At 51.7% G+C, this 24,767-nt stretch carries 24 protein-coding genes; 9 read left to right on the plus strand and 15 right to left on the minus strand.

Annotation, left to right across the window (positions count from 1 at the left end; genetic code table 11):
- Positions 1 to 50: 50 nt before the first annotated feature.
- From rplI to ACZOWY_RS05600, 4 genes are all read right to left on the minus strand, one after another.
- A complete protein-coding gene (gene rplI, locus ACZOWY_RS05585; protein ID WP_484393672.1) occupies positions 51 to 503 on the minus strand; it encodes a 50S ribosomal protein L9 in 453 nt (150 codons plus the stop codon).
- On the minus strand, positions 481 to 2,571 hold the full coding sequence (locus tag ACZOWY_RS05590; protein ID WP_484393674.1) for a DHH family phosphoesterase: 2,091 nt from the start codon (positions 2,569 to 2,571) through the stop codon (positions 481 to 483). Before ACZOWY_RS05590 ends, rplI begins: the two co-directional genes overlap by 23 nt.
- Positions 2,572 to 2,661: 90 nt before the next feature.
- Positions 2,662 to 3,654: a YybS family protein gene (locus ACZOWY_RS05595; protein ID WP_484393676.1), complete on the minus strand. Its 993-nt coding sequence runs from the start codon at positions 3,652 to 3,654 to the stop codon at positions 2,662 to 2,664.
- A 283-nt stretch (positions 3,655 to 3,937) separates the two neighbouring features.
- Entirely contained in the window at positions 3,938 to 5,290 is a 1,353-nt protein-coding gene (locus tag ACZOWY_RS05600; protein ID WP_484393678.1) for a hypothetical protein, read from the minus strand.
- Between the two features lie 333 nt (positions 5,291 to 5,623).
- Between ACZOWY_RS05600 and gluQRS the strand changes: the two genes are divergently transcribed.
- Positions 5,624 to 6,580, plus strand: coding sequence for a tRNA glutamyl-Q(34) synthetase GluQRS (gluQRS, locus tag ACZOWY_RS05605; protein WP_484393680.1), 957 nt, complete (start codon positions 5,624 to 5,626; stop codon positions 6,578 to 6,580).
- A 75-nt stretch (positions 6,581 to 6,655) separates the two neighbouring features.
- Here the strand turns inward: gluQRS and ACZOWY_RS05610 are convergent, their stop codons facing one another.
- Entirely contained in the window at positions 6,656 to 6,985 is a 330-nt protein-coding gene (locus ACZOWY_RS05610; RefSeq protein ID WP_484393682.1) for a LysM peptidoglycan-binding domain-containing protein, read from the minus strand.
- Positions 6,986 to 7,100: 115 nt separating this feature from the next.
- Between ACZOWY_RS05610 and ACZOWY_RS05615 the strand changes: the two genes are divergently transcribed.
- Entirely contained in the window at positions 7,101 to 7,754 is a 654-nt protein-coding gene (locus ACZOWY_RS05615; protein WP_484393684.1) for an isochorismatase family protein, read from the plus strand.
- A 161-nt stretch (positions 7,755 to 7,915) separates the two neighbouring features.
- On the opposite strand, the gene ACZOWY_RS05620 is transcribed toward ACZOWY_RS05615, so the two are convergent.
- The 5 genes from ACZOWY_RS05620 to ACZOWY_RS05640 all read right to left on the minus strand — a co-directional run bounded on the left by ACZOWY_RS05620 (position 7,916) and on the right by ACZOWY_RS05640 (position 12,088).
- Positions 7,916 to 9,079: a hypothetical protein gene (locus tag ACZOWY_RS05620; protein WP_484393686.1), complete on the minus strand. Its 1,164-nt coding sequence runs from the start codon at positions 9,077 to 9,079 to the stop codon at positions 7,916 to 7,918.
- A gap of 110 nt (positions 9,080 to 9,189) precedes the next feature.
- Positions 9,190 to 10,260 carry a tRNA 2-thiouridine(34) synthase MnmA gene (gene mnmA / locus ACZOWY_RS05625; protein ID WP_484393690.1) on the minus strand — a complete coding sequence of 357 codons (1,071 nt, stop codon included), beginning with the start codon at positions 10,258 to 10,260 and terminating at the stop codon, positions 9,190 to 9,192.
- Between the two features lie 19 nt (positions 10,261 to 10,279).
- Positions 10,280 to 10,861, minus strand: coding sequence for a hydrolase (locus ACZOWY_RS05630; RefSeq protein ID WP_484393691.1), 582 nt, complete (start codon positions 10,859 to 10,861; stop codon positions 10,280 to 10,282).
- A gap of 87 nt (positions 10,862 to 10,948) precedes the next feature.
- On the minus strand, positions 10,949 to 11,386 hold the full coding sequence (locus tag ACZOWY_RS05635; protein ID WP_484393693.1) for an RrF2 family transcriptional regulator: 438 nt from the start codon (positions 11,384 to 11,386) through the stop codon (positions 10,949 to 10,951).
- 297 nt (positions 11,387 to 11,683) lie between these two features.
- On the minus strand, positions 11,684 to 12,088 hold the full coding sequence (locus ACZOWY_RS05640) for a hypothetical protein (protein WP_484393694.1): 405 nt from the start codon (positions 12,086 to 12,088) through the stop codon (positions 11,684 to 11,686).
- A gap of 288 nt (positions 12,089 to 12,376) precedes the next feature.
- On the opposite strand from ACZOWY_RS05640, the gene ACZOWY_RS05645 reads away from it, so the two are divergent.
- The gene (locus tag ACZOWY_RS05645) at positions 12,377 to 13,843 is read left to right on the plus strand and encodes an MATE family efflux transporter (protein ID WP_484393695.1); all 1,467 of its coding nucleotides are present in this window, start codon (positions 12,377 to 12,379) and stop codon (positions 13,841 to 13,843) included.
- A gap of 216 nt (positions 13,844 to 14,059) precedes the next feature.
- Positions 14,060 to 14,800: a hypothetical protein gene (locus tag ACZOWY_RS05650; protein ID WP_484393696.1), complete on the plus strand. Its 741-nt coding sequence runs from the start codon at positions 14,060 to 14,062 to the stop codon at positions 14,798 to 14,800.
- Positions 14,801 to 15,044: 244 nt separating this feature from the next.
- Here ACZOWY_RS05650 and ACZOWY_RS05655 read toward each other — a convergent pair whose 3' ends face one another.
- A complete protein-coding gene (locus ACZOWY_RS05655; RefSeq protein ID WP_484393697.1) occupies positions 15,045 to 16,319 on the minus strand; it encodes an SH3 domain-containing protein in 1,275 nt (424 codons plus the stop codon).
- A 413-nt stretch (positions 16,320 to 16,732) separates the two neighbouring features.
- Here ACZOWY_RS05655 and ACZOWY_RS05660 point away from each other — a divergent pair, with 413 nt between their 5' ends.
- The 4 genes from ACZOWY_RS05660 to ACZOWY_RS05675 all read left to right on the plus strand — a co-directional run bounded on the left by ACZOWY_RS05660 (position 16,733) and on the right by ACZOWY_RS05675 (position 19,679).
- Positions 16,733 to 17,266, plus strand: coding sequence for a phosphatase PAP2 family protein (locus ACZOWY_RS05660; RefSeq protein ID WP_484393698.1), 534 nt, complete (start codon positions 16,733 to 16,735; stop codon positions 17,264 to 17,266).
- Positions 17,267 to 17,298: 32 nt separating this feature from the next.
- Complete coding sequence (locus tag ACZOWY_RS05665) at positions 17,299 to 17,499, plus strand: M15 family metallopeptidase (RefSeq protein WP_484393699.1); 201 nt, start codon at positions 17,299 to 17,301, stop codon at positions 17,497 to 17,499.
- A 111-nt stretch (positions 17,500 to 17,610) separates the two neighbouring features.
- Positions 17,611 to 18,711 (plus strand): macro domain-containing protein, encoded by a 1,101-nt coding sequence (locus ACZOWY_RS05670; protein WP_484393700.1) that lies wholly within the window; start codon positions 17,611 to 17,613, stop codon positions 18,709 to 18,711.
- A gap of 317 nt (positions 18,712 to 19,028) precedes the next feature.
- Positions 19,029 to 19,679 (plus strand): vWA domain-containing protein, encoded by a 651-nt coding sequence (locus ACZOWY_RS05675; protein WP_484393701.1) that lies wholly within the window; start codon positions 19,029 to 19,031, stop codon positions 19,677 to 19,679.
- Between the two features lie 134 nt (positions 19,680 to 19,813).
- Here ACZOWY_RS05675 and ACZOWY_RS05680 read toward each other — a convergent pair whose 3' ends face one another.
- Positions 19,814 to 20,644 (minus strand): hypothetical protein, encoded by an 831-nt coding sequence (locus tag ACZOWY_RS05680; protein WP_484393702.1) that lies wholly within the window; start codon positions 20,642 to 20,644, stop codon positions 19,814 to 19,816.
- 174 nt (positions 20,645 to 20,818) lie between these two features.
- Positions 20,819 to 21,625, minus strand: coding sequence for a protease inhibitor I42 family protein (locus ACZOWY_RS05685; RefSeq protein WP_484393703.1), 807 nt, complete (start codon positions 21,623 to 21,625; stop codon positions 20,819 to 20,821).
- A gap of 435 nt (positions 21,626 to 22,060) precedes the next feature.
- On the opposite strand from ACZOWY_RS05685, the gene ACZOWY_RS05690 reads away from it, so the two are divergent.
- Positions 22,061 to 22,951, plus strand: a complete 891-nt coding sequence (locus ACZOWY_RS05690; RefSeq protein ID WP_484393704.1) for a fructose bisphosphate aldolase — start codon at positions 22,061 to 22,063, stop codon at positions 22,949 to 22,951.
- A gap of 119 nt (positions 22,952 to 23,070) precedes the next feature.
- Here the strand turns inward: ACZOWY_RS05690 and ACZOWY_RS05695 are convergent, their stop codons facing one another.
- The gene (locus ACZOWY_RS05695; RefSeq protein ID WP_484393705.1) at positions 23,071 to 23,934 is read right to left on the minus strand and encodes a class I SAM-dependent methyltransferase; all 864 of its coding nucleotides are present in this window, start codon (positions 23,932 to 23,934) and stop codon (positions 23,071 to 23,073) included.
- A gap of 20 nt (positions 23,935 to 23,954) precedes the next feature.
- Entirely contained in the window at positions 23,955 to 24,665 is a 711-nt protein-coding gene (locus tag ACZOWY_RS05700) for a SagB/ThcOx family dehydrogenase (protein ID WP_484393706.1), read from the minus strand.
- Positions 24,666 to 24,767: the final 102 nt, after the last annotated feature.

The following is a 24,767-nucleotide window of genomic DNA, read 5'->3' on the forward strand; positions in this document are numbered from 1 at the left end:
TGTCCCTTGGAATCATTGCTGCATTGGAAACTGAACGGATCGCAGTCACATCAGTCCGCGTCAGCTTCCACGATTACATTGAATCTGGCGGAAATATCCGGATGCAGTTTGGCCACTGCCGTATAGGTACCCGGTGTTTTTACCGTCTCATTCAGCTCGATCTTGCGGCGGTCGACCTCCAGCCCGGTCTGTTTGATCAACGCTTCCGCCACATCTTTGGACGTAATGGCGCCGAACAGTTTGCCGTTTGCGCCAACTTTCAGTTTCAGTTTCACGGTAACCTTTTCCACCTGCGCGGCCAGCACCACTGCTTCGTCCTTGCGCTGGGCGGCCCTGTGCTCTGCTACCTTTTTATCCTGCATGGCCTGGTTCATATTGACCGCGGTCGCTTCTTTTGCCAGTTTGCGGGGGATCAGGTAATTGCGGCCATAGCCTTCCGCCGTTTCCACAATATCGCCTTTTTTCCCCAGTTTTTTTACATCACTCAACAAGATTACTTTCATTTTTCTCTTTCTCCTTCTCTTTCTCTGCTGCTTCGTCAAGCTGTTTTTTCGTCAATTCAATAATCTGCCGCTTCACTTCATCCGCATCGGCGTTCTGCAGCTGCACGCCGGCCACAGTCTGATGGCCGCCGCCGCCCAGTTCTTCCATAATGACCTGTACATTGACGCTGCCGTCACTGCGGGCGCTGACATTCACGTTGCCGTCCGTACAGGCGGAAATCACCACGCCTACGGATACATCGGTTACGTTGATCAGCGCATCGGCCGCCTGGGCAGCCAGGATTGAAGTGTCGCTTGTATTCTCTACACCGCGATTGATGGAAATTGCCAGATGCGGCAGCGGTGTCTCTGCTTCCGCAATAATACGGTACCGGTCCCGGAACGAATCCAGGTCGTCCTTAAACAGCTGCCGGACCAGTATGGGATCCGCGCCGGAAGTCCGCAGCAGGGCTGCCGCTTCAAAGGTCCGGGCGCCGGTCTGCACGTTAAAGTTTTTGGTATCCACGACCAGCCCGCTGTACAGGGCCGTCGCTTCGCCTTTTGTGAATTCCAATTTATCGTTAAAGTATCCTGTCAGCTCCGTCACCAGTTCACTGGCGGATGAAGAGGAAGGCTCCATATATTTCAGGATCGTATTTTTGATGATATCCTCGGCTCTCCGGTGATGGTCGATGATGATCCGCTTCGTGGGAATCGCCTCCAGCACCTTCTGGCTGGCGCTTAACACGGCCCTGTGATGATCCACCAGCATCAGCAGGCTCTTCGGCGTAATCTCCTTCAGGATATCTTCTTCGTGCACGAAGATTCCTTCATAGACCTTATCTTCTTCCGCAATGGCCAGTTCGCTGTTGAACACATAGTTTTTCAGCTTCTGCAACGAAGTGCTCCGGTTGCTGACCACAATAAATGTCGGTTTTCTCAGGGACAGGGACATCTTTGCCACCCCGATGGCGCTGCCGATGGCATCGTAATCTTCGTTGGCATGGCCCATGACAAACACTTTGTCTGCTTCTTCCATCTGCTCCCGTATATTATGTGCCACGATCCGGGCCCGGACCCGGGTACTTTTGGCGCTGACCGCATTGGTACCGCCAAAGTAATTCATCTGTTTGTCACATTCCACAACCACCTGGTCGCCTCCGCGGCCCAGCGCCAGATCCAGCGCCTTGGAAGCATGCATGCTAATCTCCTGCAGGGTGTCCCCATCCTTGGAAATACCGATGCTGATGGTAGGCGCCAGCTTATTTTCCTGACGGACTTCCCGCACCTTATCCAGAATGGAAAATTTATCTTCCATGGCCTTCTGCAGGTTTTTATAATTGAAGCCTACCACCAGGTTTTCCTTGTTGGCACGCACCACAAACCCCTGCAGGGATTCCACCCATTTATTCAGTATCTCGCCGATCTCGCCGTTCAGGTTGGACCGGGCGCTTTCGCTGAGGCCCTTCATCACATCTTCATAATTGTCAAAGCGGACATATGCCAGACACATACGCTCTTCCGCAAAACGCTGCTTCAGCTTTTCCCATTCGGTAATATCTGTCAGGTACACCATCAGGGTGTTGGCCGCCGGTTCTTTGCTTTCTGTATTCTTAGCCTGGTTCTGCACGCTGAAATAGCGCATCTCATAATACCGGCCCCGCATCTTGATGACCTTGCTGTCATCTTTCACACACATGGTTTCAAACGCGTTTTCCGGCAGGGGCAGCACTTCTTCCGGTTTCTTCTTCTCCAGCGTCTTCAGACCGGTCCATTCCTGGAATTTTTCATTCTTCCACTGCAGCCTCCCGTCACTGGAAAACACCGCGATCCCCACATCCAGGTTTTTGGTGGAATAATGTACCGAACGCTCAATGTTGCGGATCACGTCGTCCAGATAGTCGGACAGCATCTGTTTCTTTTTGGTATAAGCCCGGCGGGCAAACCAAACCACCACTATGAGCAGCAGCACACCAACCGGAATGAAAAGGGGCTGCAGCATACAGATTCCGGCGATCAGCAGGGCAATGAGCAGCACGTAAACACAAACTTCTTTCCAATTGGAAAACTGGCTCCTGCTTCCAAACATTCGTATCACCTCAACTTACTTGCTTTCATTCTTACGGAACAGCCGGCGCATTGGCCGGTACACCTGCACGCATACACCGGTCCGTGTTCCTCACTTCTTTTTCTGCTCCCGTTCCGCCGCATTCTTTCCGGCCCGGAGCTTACGGGCGTCAAATAAAATATCATACCCGCCGATATAGGTAACAATCAGCCCGAACAGGGAAATAAACATGGAAACGGGGATAATGACGCGCATCCACCACAGCGGTTTTTTATGGGTTTTAAGATACCAGTAGATAAACACCAGTCCCTGTACCATCAGCAGCATGCTGCAGATGGCCCACACGTTGGCGCAGAGAGAATAACCGATATGGGCCCGGTCATTGATAAAAAACTGGATACCAAAAAGGGCCGCCACATAGACAAGCGCCACAACCGGGGGAAAGGACCATTCGTCCACCGGGGGAAATTCCGGGAAGGTTTCCCCGGTCCTTGCCAGGATTTTGCGGGCCGCCCAGTAATTGATCATCACTAAGATGGGCGCCATCAGCAACATGGCCCCCGGCAGGATGATTTTGATCATGGAGACCATCTCTGTCATCTGGGCGGTAAAGGCAGCCGACTGTTCCGGCGTCATACCGCGGGTATTGAAGGACGATGCCATCTGGGGAATCGCGTTATCCAGCGACTGGAACATCATATCCACCGGATGGATGCCCATGACATACAGGGCCAGCAGCATGTTGATGCCGATGCTGGCCAGCGCCCCGAGGGACGCATACAGCAGCAGCTTTTTCGCCGGCAGGTGCCGGTGCATGCATTCACCCAGCACGATGCCCATGACACCGTACACGCCGATATAAAACAGCGCATGGACCGGGTTCACCGTCATCGCTACCAGTACAGTGGAAACTACGCCGGCCATAATACTCCAGCGCATCCCGTTCCGCATGCCGCAGACCACCAGGGGCAACGGCATGATCAGGTTCAGGATGATTCCCATAAAGGGAACATACGCAAACAATAAATTAAACACGATGGCAATGGCTGCGCAAATCGCTCCTTCTACCATCGCCGACGTTTTTCTCCGGTACGTTAATGCCACAAAATCCTCCTGCCGGAAACCGTTGCTACATTTCCGGCTTTTTAATGTATGTAAAATGTATATAAAATCATGTGAAGCAAAAAATGCAAACACGTATGCAGTGTACCATTATATTTTACACCAAAAGTAACATTTTGGCAAAACTGCCGGACGGGTACGCATCTGAAAAAAATGCTGAAGCCAGGCAAATGACGGAATGGCTTCAGCACAATTTTGCTATTTTTGTAAAAAGGCGCCGGCACATTTACCCGCCTTCACATCGACATGTCCCGGGAAGGAACTCTCACAGTTTGACGCTGGCTTTTACTTTGAGCCCTTCTTCCATCACGCTGAGGTTCGTCAGATGCACCACGTCCAGTACAGATTTTTTCAGGAAACGTGTCTTGCCGATCTTGCTGTCCTGCAGGGTCTTGGTAAAGTCAAGACCGATCACGCCGTTTTCATAGGTCACTTCCACATCTTTATTTTCAATGGTTACCCTGTCAAAGATCAGGTCAACGATGGCCACAATCAGCTTGTCTCCCACCGTATTGACGACCAGGGAAGCAAAATCATTATTGAAGATGTCGAAGCCTTCCACCTTAATATGGGAAACCGCTTCTTCCTGCTCCACGAAAAAGTCCAGCACGGAAAGTTTCAGTTCCAGCGTGCCGTAGGTATTATGCTGCAGGTTCATCCGCAGATAATCCGGCGCCTGGTATCCGATATCCAGCAGGGCAAAATCGCTGCCGGCCAGCGCTTTGGTCATATACATCTTGATTTCGCTGTAGGGAATCACCAATTCGCCCCGGGACAGCTGCTGCCAGTTCTGGGCGGAAATCCAGCGGTCGCTTTTGCTCTTCAGCGGGTTCACGATGCGGTCATTAAAATCTTTGATCTTCTGGGAAATGGTAGATTCGGCCTTGTCCGCCGTGGTCTTTACCCCGGCAAACACGTCTTCTCCCGAAACGTTCTTCATTTTTTCTTTCAGGGCTTTCAGGTCGAACTTCTTGCTTTCGTCACCCAGGGGTTCGTCCTTGCAGTCCATGTTACTGAACGTATCCGCATTCTCTGCCCCTTCCTTCCGGGCTTTTTCAAATACTTCCCGGAAACTGGCCACATCCTCCGGACGTCCGGCCTTCAGCCAGGCATTGGCCGCCTTGCCCACACCGTAGGTGATAGACACGGCCAGCGGGATCTGGATTGCCGGAATCGGCAGCAGGGTGAACACCGACTGTCCGATAAAGGTCGCGCCTAATGAGCCTAACAGTCCCAGCGCTGTTCCTTCGGAAATTTTCACGCCCCGCAGATCGGCCAGGCGGGTGATCATATACACCTCATTGGCGATCAGCGCCATGGTCCCGAAAACAGGAGCCACTACCAGCACGCTGGCACGGGCCGCGCCCCAGCGGCACAGCTTTTCCGCCTCCCACTCCGTATCAATATCTTCCAGCGGTTCCAGTTCCGATTTTTCTTCTTTTGTCTCAGCGGCATCATCCGCTTTTGTATCTTCGGTTTGTTCTGCCACAGTTTCCTGTCCTGCCTCTTCCGCTTTCAGTGTTTCTTCCGCCTTTGCTGTTTCTTCAGCGCTTTCCTTCACCTCATCAGAAGCCTTCGCGTTTTCCCCGTTCTCCTGTTTTACTTCATCTTCTGCCATAATATTCCGTACAATCCGGTCATCCAAACAGCTGACCGGATTTTTCCTTTCTCCCGGATTTTCCGGGTAAATTCCTTCTCCCTACGGTTTATAATGAAAATACGAAATCTGTTCCGATATTTTTGTTTCTGTATTTTATATTATATCTCTTATGCTATAATAAAAGATGAAATCTTTATGAACAATTAGCAGATACAGCAAACGCTCCGTTACCAAATCTTCATCCTCCCTGAAGTAAAGAGCAGATTTTACCCTCCTGCCCAAACAGTAAGGAAATACGGTCGGGCGTAACCGTTTGAAGTATTTACAATAAAAATAAGGAAATCATTGTATATGAAAGCAAAATCTGTTTCTGACCTGACACCTGCAGGCCGTTTTGCGCCGTCCCCCAGCGGACGGATGCACCTGGGCAATGTGTATACCGCACTGGCTGCCTGGCTCTGTGCCAAAAGCCGGGGCGGAGATTTTCTGCTTCGCATCGAGGACCTGGATCCGGTTCGCTGCCCCCGGGCCAACGCCGATCAGATTTTATCCGATCTGGAGTGGCTGGGTATCACATGGGATAACAGCGAGATTCCTTACCAGAGCGAACGTACACCGGTGTATGAAAAGTTCTTCCAACAACTGACGGACCGGCAGCTTGTGTATCCATGCTTCTGCAGCCGGGCCCAGCTGCATGTGGCAGACGCGCCCCATGCCTCCGACGGCCGCGTGGTGTACGCCGGCACCTGCCGTCATCTCACCCCGGAAGAAGTGCAGGAGAAAGCGAAGACGCGCAGGCCGGCCGCGCGGTTGATTTTGCCAGAGGAAGAGATTTCTTTCTGTGACGGGAACTACGGTCCCCAGTCATTTAACCTGGCCCGGGACTGGGGCGACATCATTATCCGCCGCAGCGACGGGGTCTTCGCCTACCAGCTGGCCGTTACCATAGACGACGGGCTGATGGGCGTCACCCAGGTGGTACGGGGCAGCGATCTGTTAAGTTCTTCCGCCCCGCAGATGTATTTGTTCCGCATTCTGGGATTTGATACGCCGGAGTTTCTGCATCTGCCCATGCTGGTCACCGAAGACGGCGTCCGGCTGGCAAAACGGGACAAGGCAGCCGACATGGGGTTCCTCCGCCGACAGCTTACGGGACCGGAACCGCTGATCGGATTCATCGCCTGGCTGCTGGGGCAGATTGAAAAGCCGGAACCGTTACGGGCAACAGATGTTCTTTCCCTGTTCGACCAGAAAAAAATTCCCGGTCACGACCTTGTCGTTCCGGGAAATTATTGGGAAACCCTGTAAAATTGCACTGTCAGGAAACGAATTCACAAAACTGGCACGTTTGCCCAATCTTTTCCTGACCTGCACATTTTGCTTTTACTGTGCAGCCAGTTGTACCTTTCTGGCATTTAACCGGTTTTGTTCGGCGATCACATCTGCCACGGTTTTGCGTACCGGGATTACCAGCTGCTGACCAACCGCGAGATCGCTGCCTGTCAGTTTGTTTTCTTTCTGGATCCGCATGATCACTTCACGGATATCTTCTTCTTTGCCGCTCCACTCCGCCGCAATGTCCCACAGGGTGTCTCCGGTGTGGACCGTAATGACCTGCTTCTCATAAATTTCGGGCGAAGCAGAAACCGTCATATATGTAAAACCGCCGCTCAGCATGGCACCTAATACAAACGCAAGTAAAAATTTTTTCATGTTTGTTCACCTCTTTAAAACGTTCGTTTGTTATAATTATAATATAACTAAACAGTTCGTTTGTCAAGAGTTTTATTGCGAACAGTTCGTAATTTTTATTAAAGGAGGTCGTCACATGTTCGCTTTTCGTTTGCCCCCCAAGCCGTTTATTGCCTCGTTTGATATCGATGCCCAGAAGACTTTCACCCCGCTTTGCCCCGATGAATTACCTGTGGCAGAGGGTGATAAAATCGTTCCGGAATTAAACGCCCAGGCAAAATTTGCCGCGCTGCGTGTCGCGTCCCGGGACGCCCACTCCCCGTATGCGAAATGGATCGCCACGCCGGAGCATCCCTGCCTTACGCCCATTGAAGGCCAGCCCGATCTGGATCTGTACTGGACAAAGCATGCGATCGTCGGCACCCCCGGCTTTGATTTTATCGACGGATTAAATCCGGCTTCCTATGCATTCCAGAGTCTGAAAGGCATCGAGCCTGACAAACATCCCTATGGCGCCTGCTACCATGACCTGGCCAACAAGTACAGCACCGGCGTCATCGAGTTTTTGCGCCAGCACGGCATCACTACCGTCATTTGCGGCGGGCTGGCCACAGATTACTGTGTGCTGAACACGGTCCTTCAGTTAAAAGACGCAGGCTTCACCGTGATTTTAAATGAAGCCGCCTGCCGGGGCATCGCGCCGGATACAACGGAAGCCGCTCTGGAAAAAATGAAAGCCGCCGGTGTCATCCTCGTGAAAAATGCGGCAGCGTTGAAAAAGTTACGGTAAGGAAACACCGGCCCAGGAACGAACGGGGCTGTTAAAAAGACAGCGCGGTGTAAACCCGAAAGGGTTTGCCCGCGCTTTTTTGTTTCAATTTGTGCTATAGCCTGTCAGTATGACGGGGACAGGTTTTCCATTTTTCCGATCATGGCATGATGTGTGAGATTTCAAATCCCCTTCAGCGTTTCTATCATATACAGCGCCTTCGGCAGATATTCGTACTGCTTGCTTTCCGGAAAGACCACGGCAGTGCGATATGTTTTATTCCCGCGTTTTCCGCTGCTGTCCACAATCAGGCAGTAGTCTCCGCCAATATAACGGCGGATATACTTTATATTTACATCATCCCCCTGGATGTTTTTCCTGGTTTCCGTAAACAAAGGCACGGTTTTTCCGTAATCCGGGAAGGTATCCTGATTTTTATAGTAATACGTATCTTCCGGATCGTCTGTGGTCACTGCCATAAATTCTTTCTGTGAAGCATTGCGGAGAAGCGCCGGGCCCAGGGCCGGAAGCTTCTGCAGCGGATCATACGGCATGGAGACCGGCAGCGCCACCACGTAATGCCCTTTGCTGTTAGTATACCAGCGGAAATCCCCGGCTGCTAACGGGCGGAAAGGAGAAGGCGCCGGTACGGGTACCTGTACCGTAATGGTTTTATATTTCTGTCTGGCAGCTGCAGCGCCTGCCTGCTTTTCGGGCTGCGCAGATTTGAGCTGTTTAGATGGTTTTAGACTGCCCGCCTGCGCAGCCAGTTGCTTTTGCGCTTCCGCTCCGTAAGAAAGGGGCCCGTTTCCATTACCCTCCGGGGCTTTCGTCCCAAACGTCCCGTCGGGATTTTCCAAAAATGTTTCCGATACGTCTTTTATTTCATTGGGAGGAAAGAATAAGACAGGGATCTTAACATCCATGGTTCCTGGCCGGTAGCCGGAACCCACAAACGCGCCGGACACCAGGCGGAAATCCGGCCGGGACGGTGTATGTTTCCGGATCATCTGCTCGCGGATCTCGGCTTCCGTATACCCCAAGGTTCCGGCAGGCACCTTCACAGCTGCGGCAGGCGTATCGGGCAACGGTTCCTTTTTCCCGTCCTGCTCCGGTACAGTTGCTTCGTTCTGCCCGGCCTCTGCTTTCGGCATTTTTTCCCTGGAAGGAGTTTCGTTTTTTACTTTGGTCCATACCCTGTCCGCCGCGTTTTCCGGTGCGGACGGCATCGGATGTATCGGCGGTGCCGTCTCACCGCGCAGCGGGTACAGGATCAGTCCGAAAGCCCACAGAGCTGCTGCCAGCAGCCGCATCATTTTCCTTGAAACAATTTTTCTTTCCATCATATTCCCCTTGCCACTGTACGTCTTCTCACGAATACGTCAGGCAACAATTTCAATTTGTTTTCAACCTGCAGCCAGATTAAATATACTGAAGTTTGTTTCTGTCTGTCCGATCAGCGTATCGTACCGCCGCCGACCACCACGTCATTCTGATAGAACACCACGGCCTGACCCGGCGTCAAGGCCCGCTGGGGTTCATCGAACGTCACTTTGATCATTCCGCCTTCCAGCGGTTCAATGACCGCCGGCACATCTTTGGCCCGGTAACGGGGTTTGGCGGTTACCCGCACCGGTCCTTTCAGTTCCGGAATCGAAATCAGGTTGCAGTGTTCCGCAATCAATGTGTCTGAAAACAGCGCCTCCTGCGGTCCCAGATACACAATATTTTTTTCCACATCTTTCCGAATCACATACAGCGGATACGAATAGGCGATGCCCAGTCCCTTCCGCTGCCCGATGGTGTAATGCAGCTGCCCCTTATGGGTTCCCAGCACCGTGCCGTCCAGATGGATAAACTTCCCCGGTTCCGGCTCACGCTTTGTAATAGTCTGTATCACCCGGGCATAGTCCCCGTCCGGCACAAAACAGATATCCTGGCTGTCCGGTCTTTGGGCGCTGGCCAGTCCTTCCGTCTCTGCCTTTTCCCGGATTGCAGTTTTCTTCAGATGGCCCAGCGGGAACAGGATGTGGGCCAGCTGGTTTTGCGTCAGGGTGTACAGCATATAACTCTGGTCCTTCTGCCGGTCATCCCCCCGCAGCAGCAGCCAGCGTCCGGTCTTTTCATCATATTTTACATTGGCGTAGTGGCCCGTGGCGATGTAGTCGCAGCCCAGTTCTTCCGCTTTCGGGAACAGCTGCCCCAGTTTCACGTTCTTGTTGCAGTCCACGCAGGGGTTCGGCGTCCGCCCGCTTTCATACTCCGCAATGAAGTGATCGATGACAAACCGGCGGAAATACGGACAAAAATCAAACACGTAATGGGGAAATCCCATTTTATCTGCTACCTGTTTCGCGTCCCGTACATTGGCGAGACTGCTGTCTGCTTCCCCTGCCAGCCCGACGTCTTTGTTTTCGAACATCTTCAGGGTGACGCCCACCACATCATAGCCCGCTTCCTGCAGCAGCAGCGCCGCCGTACTGCTGTCCACGCCGCCGCTCATGGCCATTAAAACTTTCTGCTTCATGTTAAACCTTTTACACTAATTATTTTTCAAATGCAGCGCACTCTGCATTAATCTTCGCTTCATCCACGCGCATGGCTTCAATGGTTTTCGTAATCAGGTCTTCCAGTGTCCAGCCCAGCATGTCCGCGCCCTGCTGGATGACTTCCCGGTGGCAGCCTGCCGCAAACCTGTGATCTTTGAATTTCTTCTTCACGGATTTCATTTCCATATCCTGCACGCTTTTGGACGGACGCACCAGGGCGCAGGCGCCGATGAGCCCCGTCAGTTCGTCGCAGGCAAACAGCACTTTTTCCATCTCGTGTTCCGGTTTGACGTCTACCGTGATCCCGTATCCGTGGCTGGCCGTGGCGTGGATCAGCCGTTCGTCCAGTCCCCGTTCCCGCATGATCTCCTGCGACTTGGTGCAGTGCTGATCCGGATACTGTTCAAAGTCCAGATCGTGGAGCAAGCCAACCAGGCCCCAGAAGTCTTCTTCCTCCGCATAGCCCAGGGTCCGGGCAAAATGCCGCATGGCTCCTTCCACCGTCAGCGCATGGCGCAGGTGGAACGGGTCTTTATTAAATTCAGTCAGTAAATTCCATGCTTCTTCTCTTGTAATCATAACGCATCCTTCTTTCATTACTATTCAAAATATCCCAGGCTGCTTTCCTGAAGTATCGCAACCCGTTGATCATTACAAATGTTTTCCTTAAATCACATAATCCCCGCCGGTTTTTTCATAGTACCGTTTCACCAGATCCGCCAGTGTAATGTGGTCTACCACGTTGTTTACCGCATCCTCGATCTGCTGCCAGACTTCAACCGTGACACAGGTCCTGGCCATTTCACATTCACCGCCGCCCGCTTCGAGACAGGTAACGGGAGACAGGCTTCCCTCCGTGGTACGGAGAATGTCCCCCACGGTATATTCTTCCGGGGATTTTGTCAGCTTATACCCGCCCTGGGCACCCCGGGCGCTGCGTACCAAACCCGCCCGGCTCAGCTGGGTGATGATCTGCTCCAGATACTTATCCGAAATATTCTGCCGCTGTGACACTGCCTTCAGCGGAATATATCCGCATTCGTAATGTACAGCCAGATCCAGCATCAGCCGCGTGGCGTACCGCCCCTTTGTCGAAATCCGCATATTGAAATCACCTCTTTCGGAAACTTTCAGGAACACTGATGCAACATGTTTCCTTAAAACTGCAACGGTTCCATTAAGAAATGGGAAATTTTAACCCTTCACGCAATATCATTGTATTCTTACTTTGTTATATGCCTATATTTTACTATGAATTAAGTGATATCGCAAGTTGTTTTTCAAAATGAAAAATCCTTTCCGCCTGCCGTTTTTCACAGCAAACCGGAAAGGATTTCTTTTTGATTAATATCATACCGTCCGTCACTGCAATTCGATTGCAGCCGGTAATAAAAAAACTCCTTATTTCGTTTCTTTTTGCGCTTTCTTCTCAGCCTTTTTCGCGTTTTTTGCGTCTTTCGCGCGCTTTTCTTTTCCCTGGGCCCACAGGTCGATCACGGTCTTCATCCATTCGATCATGGCCAGTTTGCCAAACTGGTGCCAGGTTTCGCACTCGGTGTTCTTCGCAATGAATGCGTTCCACTTGTCCTGATTCACCTTTTCGATCTCCAGCGGATTTGTCAGGCCGAAATCGCTTTTGAACAGCATGTCATCCATAGACGTGAACTTGCTGTTCTCTTTCATGAATTTTTCATTGAACAGTTCCTGGAACGTCATCTGCTGCATCAGATGGCCCAGTTCCGGATCCGCTTTATAGATATCCATATATTTTTTGAATTCGTATTCCAGTTTTTTTACATCAATCATGACGATCCTCCTGCGTGTTATGGAAGCGCTTCCCAAACTTTTCTGTACCGGGGTATTATATCACATCTGCAATAATTTTTCATCCCTGCAACATTTTCTTTCCCGGTCGAGCGGCAAAAAACGTAAAAGAATTGCATTTCATTGTAAATCATATTACAATGCATAAGACAATTTGATGCAGAACGTTTGCTTCATTGCTTTTGCAAATCGTTTCTGCCTCGCAGTCTTTTGAAAACCATTGATATAGAAGTTTTTATGCAAAACGTTTTTCGCAAACAGGAACACACTATGTCTTACACGCAAAAACTTTTCGGCGCAGACGGCCGGGATAAATTCCGCCACTTTTTCAGCATCATGCTGCCCATCCTCATCACTCAGACCGCAATCATGGGCATGAATTTTTTTGATACGGTTATGAGCGGGCACGCGGGTGCGGAACAACTGGCCGGCGCTTCCATCGGCAGCAGTCTCTGGATGCCCGTCTTTACGACCATCAACGGCATCCTGATTGCTTCCACACCGCTCACCGCCCACCTGTTAGGCGCAAGGAAACGCAACGAAACAGGTCGCGTCATCCGTCACGGATTATGCCTGTCCCTGCTGTTTTCCTGTCTCTGCTTTATGGCCGGCGCATTTCTGCTCCAGCCGCTGCTTCAACAGTTTCAGCTGGAACCGCAGGTAGCCCACGTCGCTTTTTATTATCTGGCCGGTATCGGGATCGGTATCATCCCCTTTTTCATGGGCATCGTACTGCGCTCCTTCATCGACACCCTGGGCGGAACCCGCCTTACCATGCAGGTCTATCTGACCGCGCTGCCTGTCAATGCAGCGCTGAATTACATTTTAATCTTCGGCAAACTGGGACTGCCCGCGCTGGGCGGCATTGGCGCCGGCATCGGCACCGGCCTGACCTGCTGGCTGATTTTTGGCCTGTTCGCCTTCATTATCCGCAGACATCCCCAGTACCGGGACATTCAGATTTTCCCGGTGCGCCCCGGCACCGGAGAAAAAACGATTGGATACAGCGCCGCAACAAAGGACCCCTCCGGCGAAACCAAATCCGCCATATTGCGCCCGGAGCCCTTCCTCAGTCGCGCTCTGCTGGAAGAATACCTGCGAATCGGCATCCCCATCGGCCTTTCCATTTTTATGGAAACCAGCATCTTCGGCGTTGTTGCCTTTCTGCTTACACGTTTCGGCACCGTTGCCATTGCGGCCAGCGAAGCCTCTATGAATTTTGCCGGCCTGATCTATATGATCCCTCTCAGCGTTTCCATGAGCATGACCATCCTCATCGGCATCGAAGCCGGCGCCCGCCGGTGGATTACGGCGGAACAGTATGAAAACGTGGGACTGGCCTTCAACTGGAGCTGTGCCCTGATCCTGCCCTTCCTCTGTTACCTGCTGCGGTATCCGATTGCATCCCTGTACGTGACCGAGCCGGAAGTTCTGGAAGTCTGCGTCCGGTTTCTCGTTTACGGCTGTTTCTTCATTATGTGCGATGCCGTAGCCGCACCCATTCAGGGCATCCTGCGAGGGTATAAAGATGTGAACGCCCCGTTTTACTCCGGCCTGATCGCCTACTGGGTCATCTGCATGCCGCTGGGTCTTTTTCTTGATTACAAACTGGGACACGGCCCTTACTCCTACTGGCAGAGTCTGGACATCGGCCTGGTAGCATCTGCGCTGATTTTATTCTTCCGGCTGCGATATGTACGAAAGAAGATACGCCGGGGAAATCATGTATCTGCATAAACAGCCCTTCCGGAATTGGAAAGGCTGTTTTTACTTACGGGGCGCAGAAATCTTCCTTCAAAATTTTTTGCCATAAAAAAGTCTAACTTTTGTCATGCTTTCGCCCCAACCTGCTGGTATGATACAGATAACAAAAAGCTGTCGGGCAACACAAAATCCGGACAGAACGATTCGCGACCTGGATATCATAGGCAGAAATGGGGGATTGACATGACAATGAAGCAACGATTACAGAAAGTATTGGCGGTAGCCTTGATGACAAGTTTCCTGAGCACCTCTTTTGTGATGGGCGTTTCGGAAGCAGCGGCAGCCGCGCCCCGCGGAGGGGGAAAAGGTCCGTCACAATCCCAGCAGATCCGCCCGGCAGTACAGAAAAGCGGCGGCAATCATGCCAAACCGGCAGTACATAAGGACAGCTCCAGACATCAGGGCCCTTCCATCCATAAAAGCAGCCAGCACCGTCAGGCCAAACCGGTCATGCACAAAGACAATGGCAATCATGCCAAACCGGCAGTGCATAAGGACAGCTCCAGACATCAGGGCCCTTCCATCCATAAAAGCAGCCAGCATCGTCAGGCTAAACCGGTCATGCACAAAGGCGGCACCATCCACCACGGCGGGCCGGTTATCCACAAAAACGGGCAGCACCGTCAGGCTAAACCGGTCATGCACAAAGGCGGCACCATCCACCACGGCGGACCGATTATCCACAAAAACGGGCAGCACCGTCAGGCTAAACCGGTCATGCATAAGGGCGGTACCATCCACCACGGCGGACCGGTTGTAGTGCAGCAGCACCACCCTGCGCCGCCCCCGCCGCGCCATAATGACGACCATCGCAGCATGCACAGCGGCGACTGGCTGGGCGCACTGATCATAGGCGGCATCATCGGTGCGGTTATTGCCAACAACAGCCACCATACAGCAGACAACGTGGAATATGTGTATGCAGATTAACCCATGCGCGGTTACGGAATGTTAACCGGCCCGGTATGCAGACACACCAAAAAAATTAACAGACACCTCCCTGAGTAGACATATGACACCCCTCTCTAAAAAAGGGACTGTGCAGGATTCGTCCTGCCAGTCCCTTTTTCTTTATAAGGTTTTAAGATTCTAAACTGTTTTCACGCCTGTCTCTTCAGTACAACCGTAAAATAATCCTGCAGGCATACGGAGTTACGTTTGCCGCATTTCTTTCTCAGTCAAAGGGCGTATCGATCCCCCGGATGAACTGACCGCTCACATAACCGACCGTTCCGTCGTCCAGTCGCACCTTGGCCCATTTATAATTCCCGTACTGTTCCCCGGGCTCCTTTACGAATCCCAGTACCGTCAACGGATACCCCGTATCCTTTTCACCCAGAATCGCGCAATTGGTGTTGGGCTGTTCGCGGATCCGCACGCCTTCGCCTTTGATTTCGGCACGGCCCATTTCCTTAAAGAACTGGATGGTTCCTCTGTCCGAAATGTTCGCGTGTCCCAGACGCATGGTGTCGTTGCCTTCCGGCACCAATACCGCCATGGCGTTAGTCGTAACCGCATCAGGTCCTTCCCCGCTGTAAAAATCCGTCATGCGGATATAGGTGTTGGGGTCGTCCAGCATCTCCGGCGCATTCAGCGTGATATAGCGGTGCAGGTATAACGCGTTGGTGCTTGTCATCGCCGATCCGGTAAAGGTTCCCCATGTAATCCCCACCCAGGACGGGTCGCCATGGTAGTCATTCTTCACAAAGGGGAAGGTAAAATCATGCTGATGGCATTCCATCACAATATGGAACCGTTTTTCCGCCATTACTTCCCACATGTCCTGCTTAGCCGGATTGGAAACATTCAGGCAGTAATAATCGCCAAAGTACGGTTTTTGTTCATATTCACCCAGCGTGTAGGTATTGGACGGCACTGCTTTGTCATAAAAACTCTTCATATTATAGGAATGTTCATACGCATACAGGAACATGGCCAGCGGGTACCAGCCGGTTACATCAGAATAGCGTACATAGATCCCGTTCAGCGCAGGACTGCAGTTTACGGCTTCGGCTTCCCCCTCGTCCCGGAAACTGAATCCCACCTGTTCCCCAAAGGACGTACTGAACCGTTCCGGTGTAAATTTTTTAAACGGTTCCATGGAATTGCGCAGGTTCTCACCGGTCAGGCGGATACCCGTTTCCCCTGCGCCGGCCGTATCGGTTTTCCAGATATAGGAGGTAGCCAGCGCTTCCGTAACATGGCCGTTACCGTCATAGGCTTCCAGCGCAATATACGGCGCACCGGCCGAACTTTCCATGGAGAGCTGTCCGGGCCCTGCGGCGCCCCTGCCTTCCAGTGAAAGCACGTACATTTTGGCTACCACCCTGCCGCTTGCGTCTCGTTTCTCATAGACGCCGTCCTGAGGCAGCCCGGCCCGGACGGCAGCCGGTGCCATGAGAAGCAGTAACAGTAAAAGCGTGGTAATGAATGTGCGCAGCCGTTTCATGATCTCAACCTCCCATCGTAAATGCAACGTTTTGTATGCAGGCAGGAACAGATTCCGCAAACCCGTCGCCGGTGTTTTGCCCATGCCTTTTCCTGTCTGCAGCAGTAAAAAGAGACAAGTTATTCTGCAATTACATTGTAGCATAAAAATTGAATTCTTACATTAATTTATACAAAGGTTTATACAAAAGCGTTTTTCAGGAAGCGGTACTCGGAAACGATTTCAGAAAACGGTAACATGGTCCGTGTTATTGTATCTTCTTCCCTTCTTTGCGTTAGTTTTACAGATATAGTATAATAAGTAAAGAAGCGTTGCTTCATTCGTCTGTGCGCGTTCCGGTGCCGCAAGCCCGTTTTGCCGGCGTCTCCTTAACGTGATTATTTTCTGTAAAACTTTTAAAGGAAGTGTTAGCCATGCCTGTCGCGATTCCCAATGCCGTGCTCCAGATCGATGGGGCCATTTTGCTTTTTATACAGGACAACCTGCGTTCCCCGTCCCTGACGCCGTTTTTTAAAGCCGTCGCCGATTACGGCGTCATTGTCATGGGCCTGTATGTAGTGCTCATGCTTCTGTGGGAAAAACGAAGAATCTTCCCTATTGCCTCTGCCTGCATCGTCAGCGGCCTGCTGGGAGATTTCATGAAGGATTATCTGAAAAAACTGGTCATGCGGCCCCGCCCCTTTCTGGATGTTCCTTCGCTTGTACCCGCCATCAAACCGCCCAAAAACTTTTCGTTCCCCTCGGGACACACCACCCTGGCCTTTGCCGTGGCGTTTATCATCAGCCGTATTTTGCCGAAGAGGTACAGCATTCCCGCATTTTTGATTGCGGCGTTGGTCGCGTTCTCCCGCCTCTACCTGGGCGTGCATTATCCCAGCGATATCCTGGGCGGCATCTGCGTAGGCTATGTAGCAGGCCTGATTACGGAATTTTTGTATAAGAGATAAATCATTCCACAACATGACAGGGAGGAAAGAAAATGAAAAAGCAGTATAAAAACCGCATGATCCTGCGGGAAGCCATGCTGGCCCACGGCTTTAAGCCGCTGGTAGAAGAATTGTGGCATTTCACGCTGAAAGACGAGCCCTATCCGGATACCTATTTCACCTTCCCGGTCAGCGAATCTTCCGTAAAACGGGAAACAAAACCGGCAGTTCAGGAACTGAAACCGGCTGCGTAGAATTAGTTTTTTTATCAGATACACAGACCCGTCTTTGCCAAGGCAAAAATTTTACAGCCTTTGCTTTTGCTATGTAAAGCAAGGGCTGTTTGTAACCTGAGGAGTAAAATCATGTCTGTAACATTTATCCGCGGCGACATTACCAAATTACAAGTAGATGCCATCGTCAACGCAGCCAACAACGAACTGCGGGGCGGCGGCGGGGTGGACGGCGCCATCCATGCAGCGGCAGGTCCCGAACTCCACGCATTCTGCAAAACCCTGGGCGGCTGTCCTACCGGCGGGGCGAAACTTTCCCCCGGTTTCAACCTGCCCGCCAAATATATCATCCATACAGTGGGACCCGTGTGGCGGGGCGGCACCTTTCACGAAAAAACGCTGCTGACCTCCTGCTACCTGCGTTCGCTGGAACTGGCGCAACGGAATCACTGCAGGACCGTAGCCTTCCCTGTAATCTCTGCCGGCGCTTACGGCTATCCCTATAACGACGCCCTGCAGATTGCCTACGATACCTGCCGGCGTTTTTTAAACGAAACAAAGGCAGACATGGAAATCTATATCGTGCTGTACCTTCGCGGACGCGATTATGTGCCAAACGTCCGGCAGCGCACGGATTATTCCCGGTTTCCCGATGAGGCTTCGTTCCGGCGCGTAGCAGAATACATCCGCGAACACTACCATTTTGAAGCAGAAGACAGCGCCCCCAGTGTTAGCGTTGCAGAAGAAATCGCAGGACACGCAAAATCTGAAACCAGATTCCAGATGGCCCCTTCTGCGCCTCATGAAAGCAAATCTTTCTTTTCCCTTAAATCCAAAATACGCCAGCAGGAAGCTGACCTCGATACCCTTAAACCGCTGCGCAAGGAAGACTTCTCTACAGAAGAAACCTTTACACAGCTGCTGATCCGCTTTATGCGGGAAAAACACATGGACCCGCCGGAAGTTTATAACCGCGCCTGCCTGGACCGGAAACTGTTTTCCAAAATCCTGGGCAATATGGACTACCAGCCGAAAAAATACACCGCAGTCCGGCTGGCCCTGGGCCTGAAACTTTCCCCGGAAGAAACCGATAAGCTGCTGAACGCGGCGGGGTTCGTCCTGTCCCACAGCAAGCTGACAGATCTTGTCATTTCCTATTGCATTTCCGCCAACAAACGGGACGTCTGGGAGGTCAACGGCATTCTGGAAGACTTTGGGCTCACGACGATTTGAATGGAACAGAAAAGCCAAAACAGTGTTTTACGCAGAGCCGCGAGTGTAATTGCAGCACGTTTCACAGCAGTTTGTTCTTTTGCGAAAACCGGTAAACGAATTGTCGCCTGCCGGGCGACCACAACAAGTAAAAACCGATTTACAATAAGGCTGTAAGGAAAAATCCTTGCAGCCTTTTTCAGTACGCGCACGGCAAAACGCGCCGCAGGTATTGCAAAAACAAAACGGAAAAACCGCCGTGACGTTTTACGGAAAAGTCTGCAGGAGTTCCGCGACCAACCTTTCGTAACATTTTTTCAGAACAGGAGGAAACGAACATGAAAAAAGGATTAACGGAAATGCTCTTCATTCTCGACCGCAGCGGTTCCATGAGCGGACTGGAAACGGAAACCATCGGCGGCTTCAATTCATTAATTGAAAAACAGAAAAACGTGGAAGGCAGCGCCATCGTAAACACCGTCCTGTTTGACGGCGAAATGAACGTGATCCACAACCGCGTGCCGTTGGAAACGGTAAAACCCCTGACCGAAAAAGAATACTACGCCCGGGGCTGCACGGCCCTGCTGGACGCGGTAGCCAAAAGCGTAAAACACATCCGGAAAGTGCAGAAGGGCCTGCCGGATGAGGAAAAGCCGGAACACACTATCGTCGTCATCACCACCGACGGGGAGGAAAACTCCAGCCGGGAATACACCCTGGACAAAGTGAAACGGCTGGTAAAACGGATGCAGGAAAAACACAACTGGGAATTCATGTTCCTGGGGGCCAACATCGATGCCATCAGCGCAGCGGGACGGATCGGCATCTCCGCCGACCGGGCCGTCCGCTATAAATCGGACAAACGGGGAACCTCGCTGAACTACAAAGTCGTAGGCGAAGCCATGGCCTGCATGCGTGCCTGCTGCACGCCCATTTCCAAAGACTGGAAGGCGGAAATCGAAGAAGACGTAGCGAAACGGGGCGAATAACCCGGAAACGCAAAACAATTCATGCTGCCAAACCAAAACCCCGGCGGGTTTTAATAAAACCTGCCGGGATTTTTTTAATTACTTTTTTTCAATTATATACTCTCTAACGCACAACATTTCTGCGTTTTACGATTCTACTTCTTCGCCGCAAATGTAAATCCGTTCCAGCTTTCCATAAAAGCATCACGCACGCCGCCGGGAACGGCCTGCGCTTTTTTCCAATCGGATGCATAGATCCAGTTTATTTTTACGTCAGCGGGATCCGTGCCTGCCATATACGTTTTTACATAATCGTTCATCTGCGACTCATTCATTTCCTTCCCGTACTGGTCTTCGGCATGATCAAAAATCGCCTCAGCGGTGGGAACGTCGTTGAAAAGACCATAGTTGCCATATTCTGTTCCAATAGTCTGGACCTCCACCGTTCCGTTCTTCAGTGACAGGACTTGCCGGTACAGACAAAAGCCGAGATCCCCGACACGGTTCAGCGTAGAAACAGTATAATAACGGATCTTGTCATCTGCGTAATAAGACCCTCCCTGTAACTGACTCATATCAGGAGGCACGATCTTGTCCGGGTAATTGAATTTCAGTTCGTCCAGGCTGCTCCCATCCGCGCTCACTTCAAACCCGCGGACACGCATGGTTATGGGAACGGTGGCTACAAGAGCCCTGCCCTTTTCTTCGTTTGACCCATTTGCATTTGCGTGGGGAACAGGGTTCCGTACTCCCCGAAGGAAGAACAGCTCCAGCCGTCCGTTGCCGTCCAGATCGGTGACGGCACAACAGCCCCTGTCTTTCTGCCAGTCCCTGTAAAACGCATCCGCGCCCCAGACGGCAGCCTGGTCCGCGATAAACGATGTCTGCTTTTCCGGGCTTGCCGCAGCCTGCGCCGTTCCCGCCGCGCCGGCAGCAAACAAAACAACCGCAGCGAGTGACAGAACTTTCGTATTTCTGAATTTCATAGCTGAATGCCCCCTTGTACTTCTTTTCCTCATAACCGTGACCGAAAACAGTGCTCTGCGTATTCCGTAACCTGCTTATCGCTGCAGGATCCGGAGCAGTGCCCGCAGAACGGCGTTGCCAGCCTTGTTGCAGGTACCTGCTTACCGCTGCAGGGTCCGGAACAGTGCCCGCTCCTATTCCCAATAGGTCGCTGTATCCAGCATCGTTACAATATCCGGGAAATATTCTTCCTGCCAGTCCGCGCTGCCGCCCAGCCAGGCGATGCGGTCCTGATTAAACAGGACAAAGCTCCCGCCTGCGGAACGTCCCACGGTGTATTCTTTGTCATAAATCATGATCTTTTTCACGTTTTCGCCCGAATCTGCCGCAACCCCGTTCCGGAGACGGCCGATCCGGCAGTACCCTTCTTCGCCCACCGGCCTGACCTTTAAGCCAAGCATATCTTCATCGGCGATGTCTTCATACTCCCAGTCCGTCGGCACGGATGCCACAAAGCGCGCTTTCTCCCCGGTTGCCGCGTTTTTCTCCGGCCGGCCCACCACAAATTTAAAATCTTTATGGTATATGCGTTCACGGCATGACACATCGGCAATCGCACCGTTTTCCATTTTTATGATATACGAATGATAGGTGCCCCGCTCTCCCTCTTCCCAGGGCCTTGCGTATTTCAGCACCAGGTACGCGTCTTTATCGTCCGTCACCGTAAAACGGAGATGATCCGTCCCGGGTCCTCCCGTGGTAGCTTTCTCATTATCGTCTGTACCCTGGTACTGCTGGCTGCTCTTCACAAGGTTATCCGACCGGTACACCACCAGCCACTGGAACCCTGTGGAAAGATTGGCGTGCAGATCCAGTTTCAACATCTTTTCATCCCAGGAAATATATCCCATGCCCGTTCTCCTCCCGTCCGCTGCTTCCGCAATATTCTGACCAACCGCAAAAAGACAGAGCAACGTCAGGAACACGATCAGTTTTTTCATGGACATCATCTCCTCCTTTACCCTCAGGACAACAAATCTGCTTCTATCCTTTATTCGGAAACTGTTTTCAACCCGGCCGCGCTGAACGGAAAACTTCACAGGTGTGCGTTCCTTCCTTTAGAATTACCGATAGAATTACCGTTTAATTTTCCGCTGATTTGTAATATAATAATAGTGTAGCTTTTTCCTGTATCAAAGAAGACGCGGCTACTTTGTTTCCTTATTTTTATATGCATTTCCTTTCCATAATTTTATCGTTTTTACAGAACAGACACAAGGCTGAAAGAAAATTATTTTAGTCCTGCGGAGGTCCGGCCGGTCTGATGTATATCATGGAAAGCATTGAATTCTTTTTCTGCTTTATATATAATATTTATAAGATACATAAAGAAAAGGAACCTGACCCGGAAAATCAGTAAGGATGGAGGTAAGAACATGAACCAGAAGCAATTGGGAAAAATGAAAAACGGCAAAGGATTTATTGCAGCGCTTGACCAGAGCGGCGGAAGCACGCCGAAAGCGCTGCGGCTTTACGGCGTAGAAGAAAGCGCCTATTCTAATGACGAAGAAATGTTCAGTCTGGTCCACGAAATGAGGACCCGGATCATCACCAGCCCCTCTTTCACCAGCGACCGTGTACTGGCGGCCATTTTATTTGAAAACACGATGGACCGCAAAATCGAAGACAAGTTTACGGCAGACTATCTGTGGGACGTAAAGGGGATCATCCCCATCCTGAAAGTCGACAAAGGTCTGATGGATCTGGAAAACGGCGTACAGCTGATGAAACCGATCCCCGGCCTGGACGCACTGCTGGCCCGCGCCCGCGATGAGCGGCATATCTTCGGCACCAAGATGCGCAGCGTCATTAAAGAAGCCAATGAAGAAGGCATCCAAAAAATCGTAGACCAGCAATTTGAAATCGGTCTGCAGATCGCAGCGGCCGGCCTGGTTCCCATCCTCGAACCGGAAGTAGATATCCACTGCCCTGACAAGGTAAAAGCGGAAGAACTCCTGAAAAAAAATATTATGGAGCATCTGGCCAAACTGCCGGAAGACACCAAGCTGATGTTTAAGGTAACCATTCCCGACATCCCCGACACCTATGCGGAACTGATTGCCGATCCGCGTGTCGTCCGTGTGGTTGCCCTGTCCGGCGGCTATACCCGGGAAGATTCCAACAAAAAACTGGCGGCCAATCACGGTCTGATCGCCAGCTTCTCCCGCGCGTTATCGGAAGGCCTGAATGTGAAGCAGACCGCAGCAGAGTTTGACGCAATGCTGAAAGCATCGGTGGATTCCATTTACGAAGCCTCGATTACCTGATCCCTGCAGGCAGAAAGATTCCGAAAGCAAAAGAGTCACGTAAAAAGTCACGTAAGGTCAACACTTACGTGACTTTTTTTGTTGCACGGAGACGCTATTTACATGCGTTTGCGCGCGGTTTATTTGATCGCACAGACCCCGAACAGGGATACCGGCATATAAAACTGATCTTTTTGCGGATATAACCGCTCCCATACGGTCCGGTCAGCCTTGCAGGAAGCTGCTCCTAATTTTTCCAGAACATCCAGATCCCACTGGGGCCGGTCCCACAAACTGACATCCAGCATATGATAAATCCGGTGGCACTGCTCCACCATCTCCGGCGTTACGCCTTTATGGGAGTATACCGCCTCTTTTTCATATTCATGATGGTGGTATTTTCCGTATTCCGCATCGTAGTTCAAAAGAATACCGCCCTTTTTCAGCACGCGCATCCATTCTTTGTAAGCCTGTTCCGGATTGGGCAGGTTCCATGTCACATTGCGGGACACCACTACATCAAAGGTTTCTTCCGGGAACTGCAGATTCTCCGCATCCATCACCAGAAACTGCACCCTGCACTGTTCTTCCGCCGCCAGCGCACGGGCATCCGCAATCATGGATTCCGTTAAATCAATCCCCGTAACCTCATGCCCCTGCCGGCCGAGAAGAATGGTAAAGAAACCGGAACCGCAGCCCACGTCCAGAATCTTAAGCGCCTTACCGGGCGGGAAATGGCTGCAAAGCTCCTTCTGCCACAGGGCATACTTTTCACTGTGCAGTTCTTCCCTGCGCAGCTTCATGAATTCCGGAGAACGTTTCGTCCAGTAATCTTCTATATATAACTTTGCATCGGTACGATGCCGGATTGTTTTCTCACTGATTTCTGACATCCAGGATACCAGTCCTTCTTTATTCCGTATCTCGATGGTGCGGTCCTCCGGCTGCAGCCATTTTGAAACGCCTGCGCCGGACCGGCATGAAAAGCACAGAAAGTTCCCCACCGTTTCCTCATAACCTGCCCTCAGGGAAGCACGCCGATAGTCTGGGAAATCAGCACCTTCTGTTCCGGTGAAAGACCTGCCGCTTTACTAAACGCGTCCCGGTCGACAGAGCCGCGGATACAGGTCCCCAGCCCCCGATCCACCGCAGCCAGCGCCACGCTCTGCAGCATGGTGCCCGCCACGATGCAGTTGTTCGCAAGCTGCCGTTCCGGATTCGCCGGACGGGACGGATCCCTGGGCGGAACCGGGTTCGCCACATAGAACAATGTCAGCGGCGCCGTGTGGACAAAGGTCTGCTTCGCATTGATCTGCGGGCGGAAATCCACCGGGGAAACCTGCGTCAGGACATGGGCCGTCGGATCATATTTATAAATGCCGCCGGCCATCACCGCGTACACATCAATATTATAAATACCCTTGGTGGTGGGATTCACACGCTTGCCGGACTCCGGCCGGTTGATGCCGTTGGCCGCCCACAGCAGCACAGACAGATCCTCTCCGCTTAATGCTTTGTCTGCAAAACTGCGGGAGGTTCTCCGCCTGTCCAACGCTTCCAGCACGTTAAACACTCCGTTTCCCCTGATACGGAACTCCGGCAGCGTAATAGTGGCAGGCGCTTCCGTTTCCGCCGCCATCGCCTTCACCGGCAGTACAAAGGCGCCGGCTAAAATGCCCAGCGCGCAAACCGCCACCGATAACTTTTTCAGATTTTTACCCATAACCTGTTTCATGGCTCCTCCATGTAAATCCGGAACGAAATCGCCCCTTTAATAACAACTCTGCTATTTTTTCGCCAAAGCCGCACCTAAATCTTTTTTATGCTGTCAGCCATC

This window comes from Succiniclasticum sp. (assembly GCF_056977735.1).

What these genes read in the sequence shown, in the direction of transcription:
- rplI (WP_484393672.1), bottom strand. Translation starts at nt 503, where the DNA reads ATGAAAGTAATCTTGTTGAGTGATGTAAAAAAACTGGGGAAAAAAGGC.
- ACZOWY_RS05590 (WP_484393674.1), bottom strand. Translation starts at nt 2,571, where the DNA reads ATGTTTGGAAGCAGGAGCCAGTTTTCCAATTGGAAAGAAGTTTGTGTT.
- ACZOWY_RS05600 (WP_484393678.1), bottom strand. Translation starts at nt 5,290, where the DNA reads ATGGCAGAAGATGAAGTAAAACAGGAGAACGGGGAAAACGCGAAGGCT.
- gluQRS (WP_484393680.1), top strand. Translation starts at nt 5,624, where the DNA reads ATGAAAGCAAAATCTGTTTCTGACCTGACACCTGCAGGCCGTTTTGCG.
- ACZOWY_RS05610 (WP_484393682.1), bottom strand. Translation starts at nt 6,985, where the DNA reads ATGAAAAAATTTTTACTTGCGTTTGTATTAGGTGCCATGCTGAGCGGC.
- ACZOWY_RS05615 (WP_484393684.1), top strand. Translation starts at nt 7,101, where the DNA reads ATGTTCGCTTTTCGTTTGCCCCCCAAGCCGTTTATTGCCTCGTTTGAT.
- ACZOWY_RS05620 (WP_484393686.1), bottom strand. Translation starts at nt 9,079, where the DNA reads ATGATGGAAAGAAAAATTGTTTCAAGGAAAATGATGCGGCTGCTGGCA.
- mnmA (WP_484393690.1), bottom strand. Translation starts at nt 10,260, where the DNA reads ATGAAGCAGAAAGTTTTAATGGCCATGAGCGGCGGCGTGGACAGCAGT.
- ACZOWY_RS05630 (WP_484393691.1), bottom strand. Translation starts at nt 10,861, where the DNA reads ATGATTACAAGAGAAGAAGCATGGAATTTACTGACTGAATTTAATAAA.
- ACZOWY_RS05635 (WP_484393693.1), bottom strand. Translation starts at nt 11,386, where the DNA reads ATGCGGATTTCGACAAAGGGGCGGTACGCCACGCGGCTGATGCTGGAT.
- ACZOWY_RS05640 (WP_484393694.1), bottom strand. Translation starts at nt 12,088, where the DNA reads ATGATTGATGTAAAAAAACTGGAATACGAATTCAAAAAATATATGGAT.
- ACZOWY_RS05645 (WP_484393695.1), top strand. Translation starts at nt 12,377, where the DNA reads ATGTCTTACACGCAAAAACTTTTCGGCGCAGACGGCCGGGATAAATTC.
- ACZOWY_RS05650 (WP_484393696.1), top strand. Translation starts at nt 14,060, where the DNA reads ATGAAGCAACGATTACAGAAAGTATTGGCGGTAGCCTTGATGACAAGT.
- ACZOWY_RS05655 (WP_484393697.1), bottom strand. Translation starts at nt 16,319, where the DNA reads ATGAAACGGCTGCGCACATTCATTACCACGCTTTTACTGTTACTGCTT.
- ACZOWY_RS05660 (WP_484393698.1), top strand. Translation starts at nt 16,733, where the DNA reads ATGCCTGTCGCGATTCCCAATGCCGTGCTCCAGATCGATGGGGCCATT.
- ACZOWY_RS05665 (WP_484393699.1), top strand. Translation starts at nt 17,299, where the DNA reads ATGAAAAAGCAGTATAAAAACCGCATGATCCTGCGGGAAGCCATGCTG.
- ACZOWY_RS05670 (WP_484393700.1), top strand. Translation starts at nt 17,611, where the DNA reads ATGTCTGTAACATTTATCCGCGGCGACATTACCAAATTACAAGTAGAT.
- ACZOWY_RS05675 (WP_484393701.1), top strand. Translation starts at nt 19,029, where the DNA reads ATGAAAAAAGGATTAACGGAAATGCTCTTCATTCTCGACCGCAGCGGT.
- ACZOWY_RS05680 (WP_484393702.1), bottom strand. Translation starts at nt 20,644, where the DNA reads ATGAAATTCAGAAATACGAAAGTTCTGTCACTCGCTGCGGTTGTTTTG.
- ACZOWY_RS05685 (WP_484393703.1), bottom strand. Translation starts at nt 21,625, where the DNA reads ATGAAAAAACTGATCGTGTTCCTGACGTTGCTCTGTCTTTTTGCGGTT.
- ACZOWY_RS05690 (WP_484393704.1), top strand. Translation starts at nt 22,061, where the DNA reads ATGAACCAGAAGCAATTGGGAAAAATGAAAAACGGCAAAGGATTTATT.
- ACZOWY_RS05700 (WP_484393706.1), bottom strand. Translation starts at nt 24,665, where the DNA reads ATGAAACAGGTTATGGGTAAAAATCTGAAAAAGTTATCGGTGGCGGTT.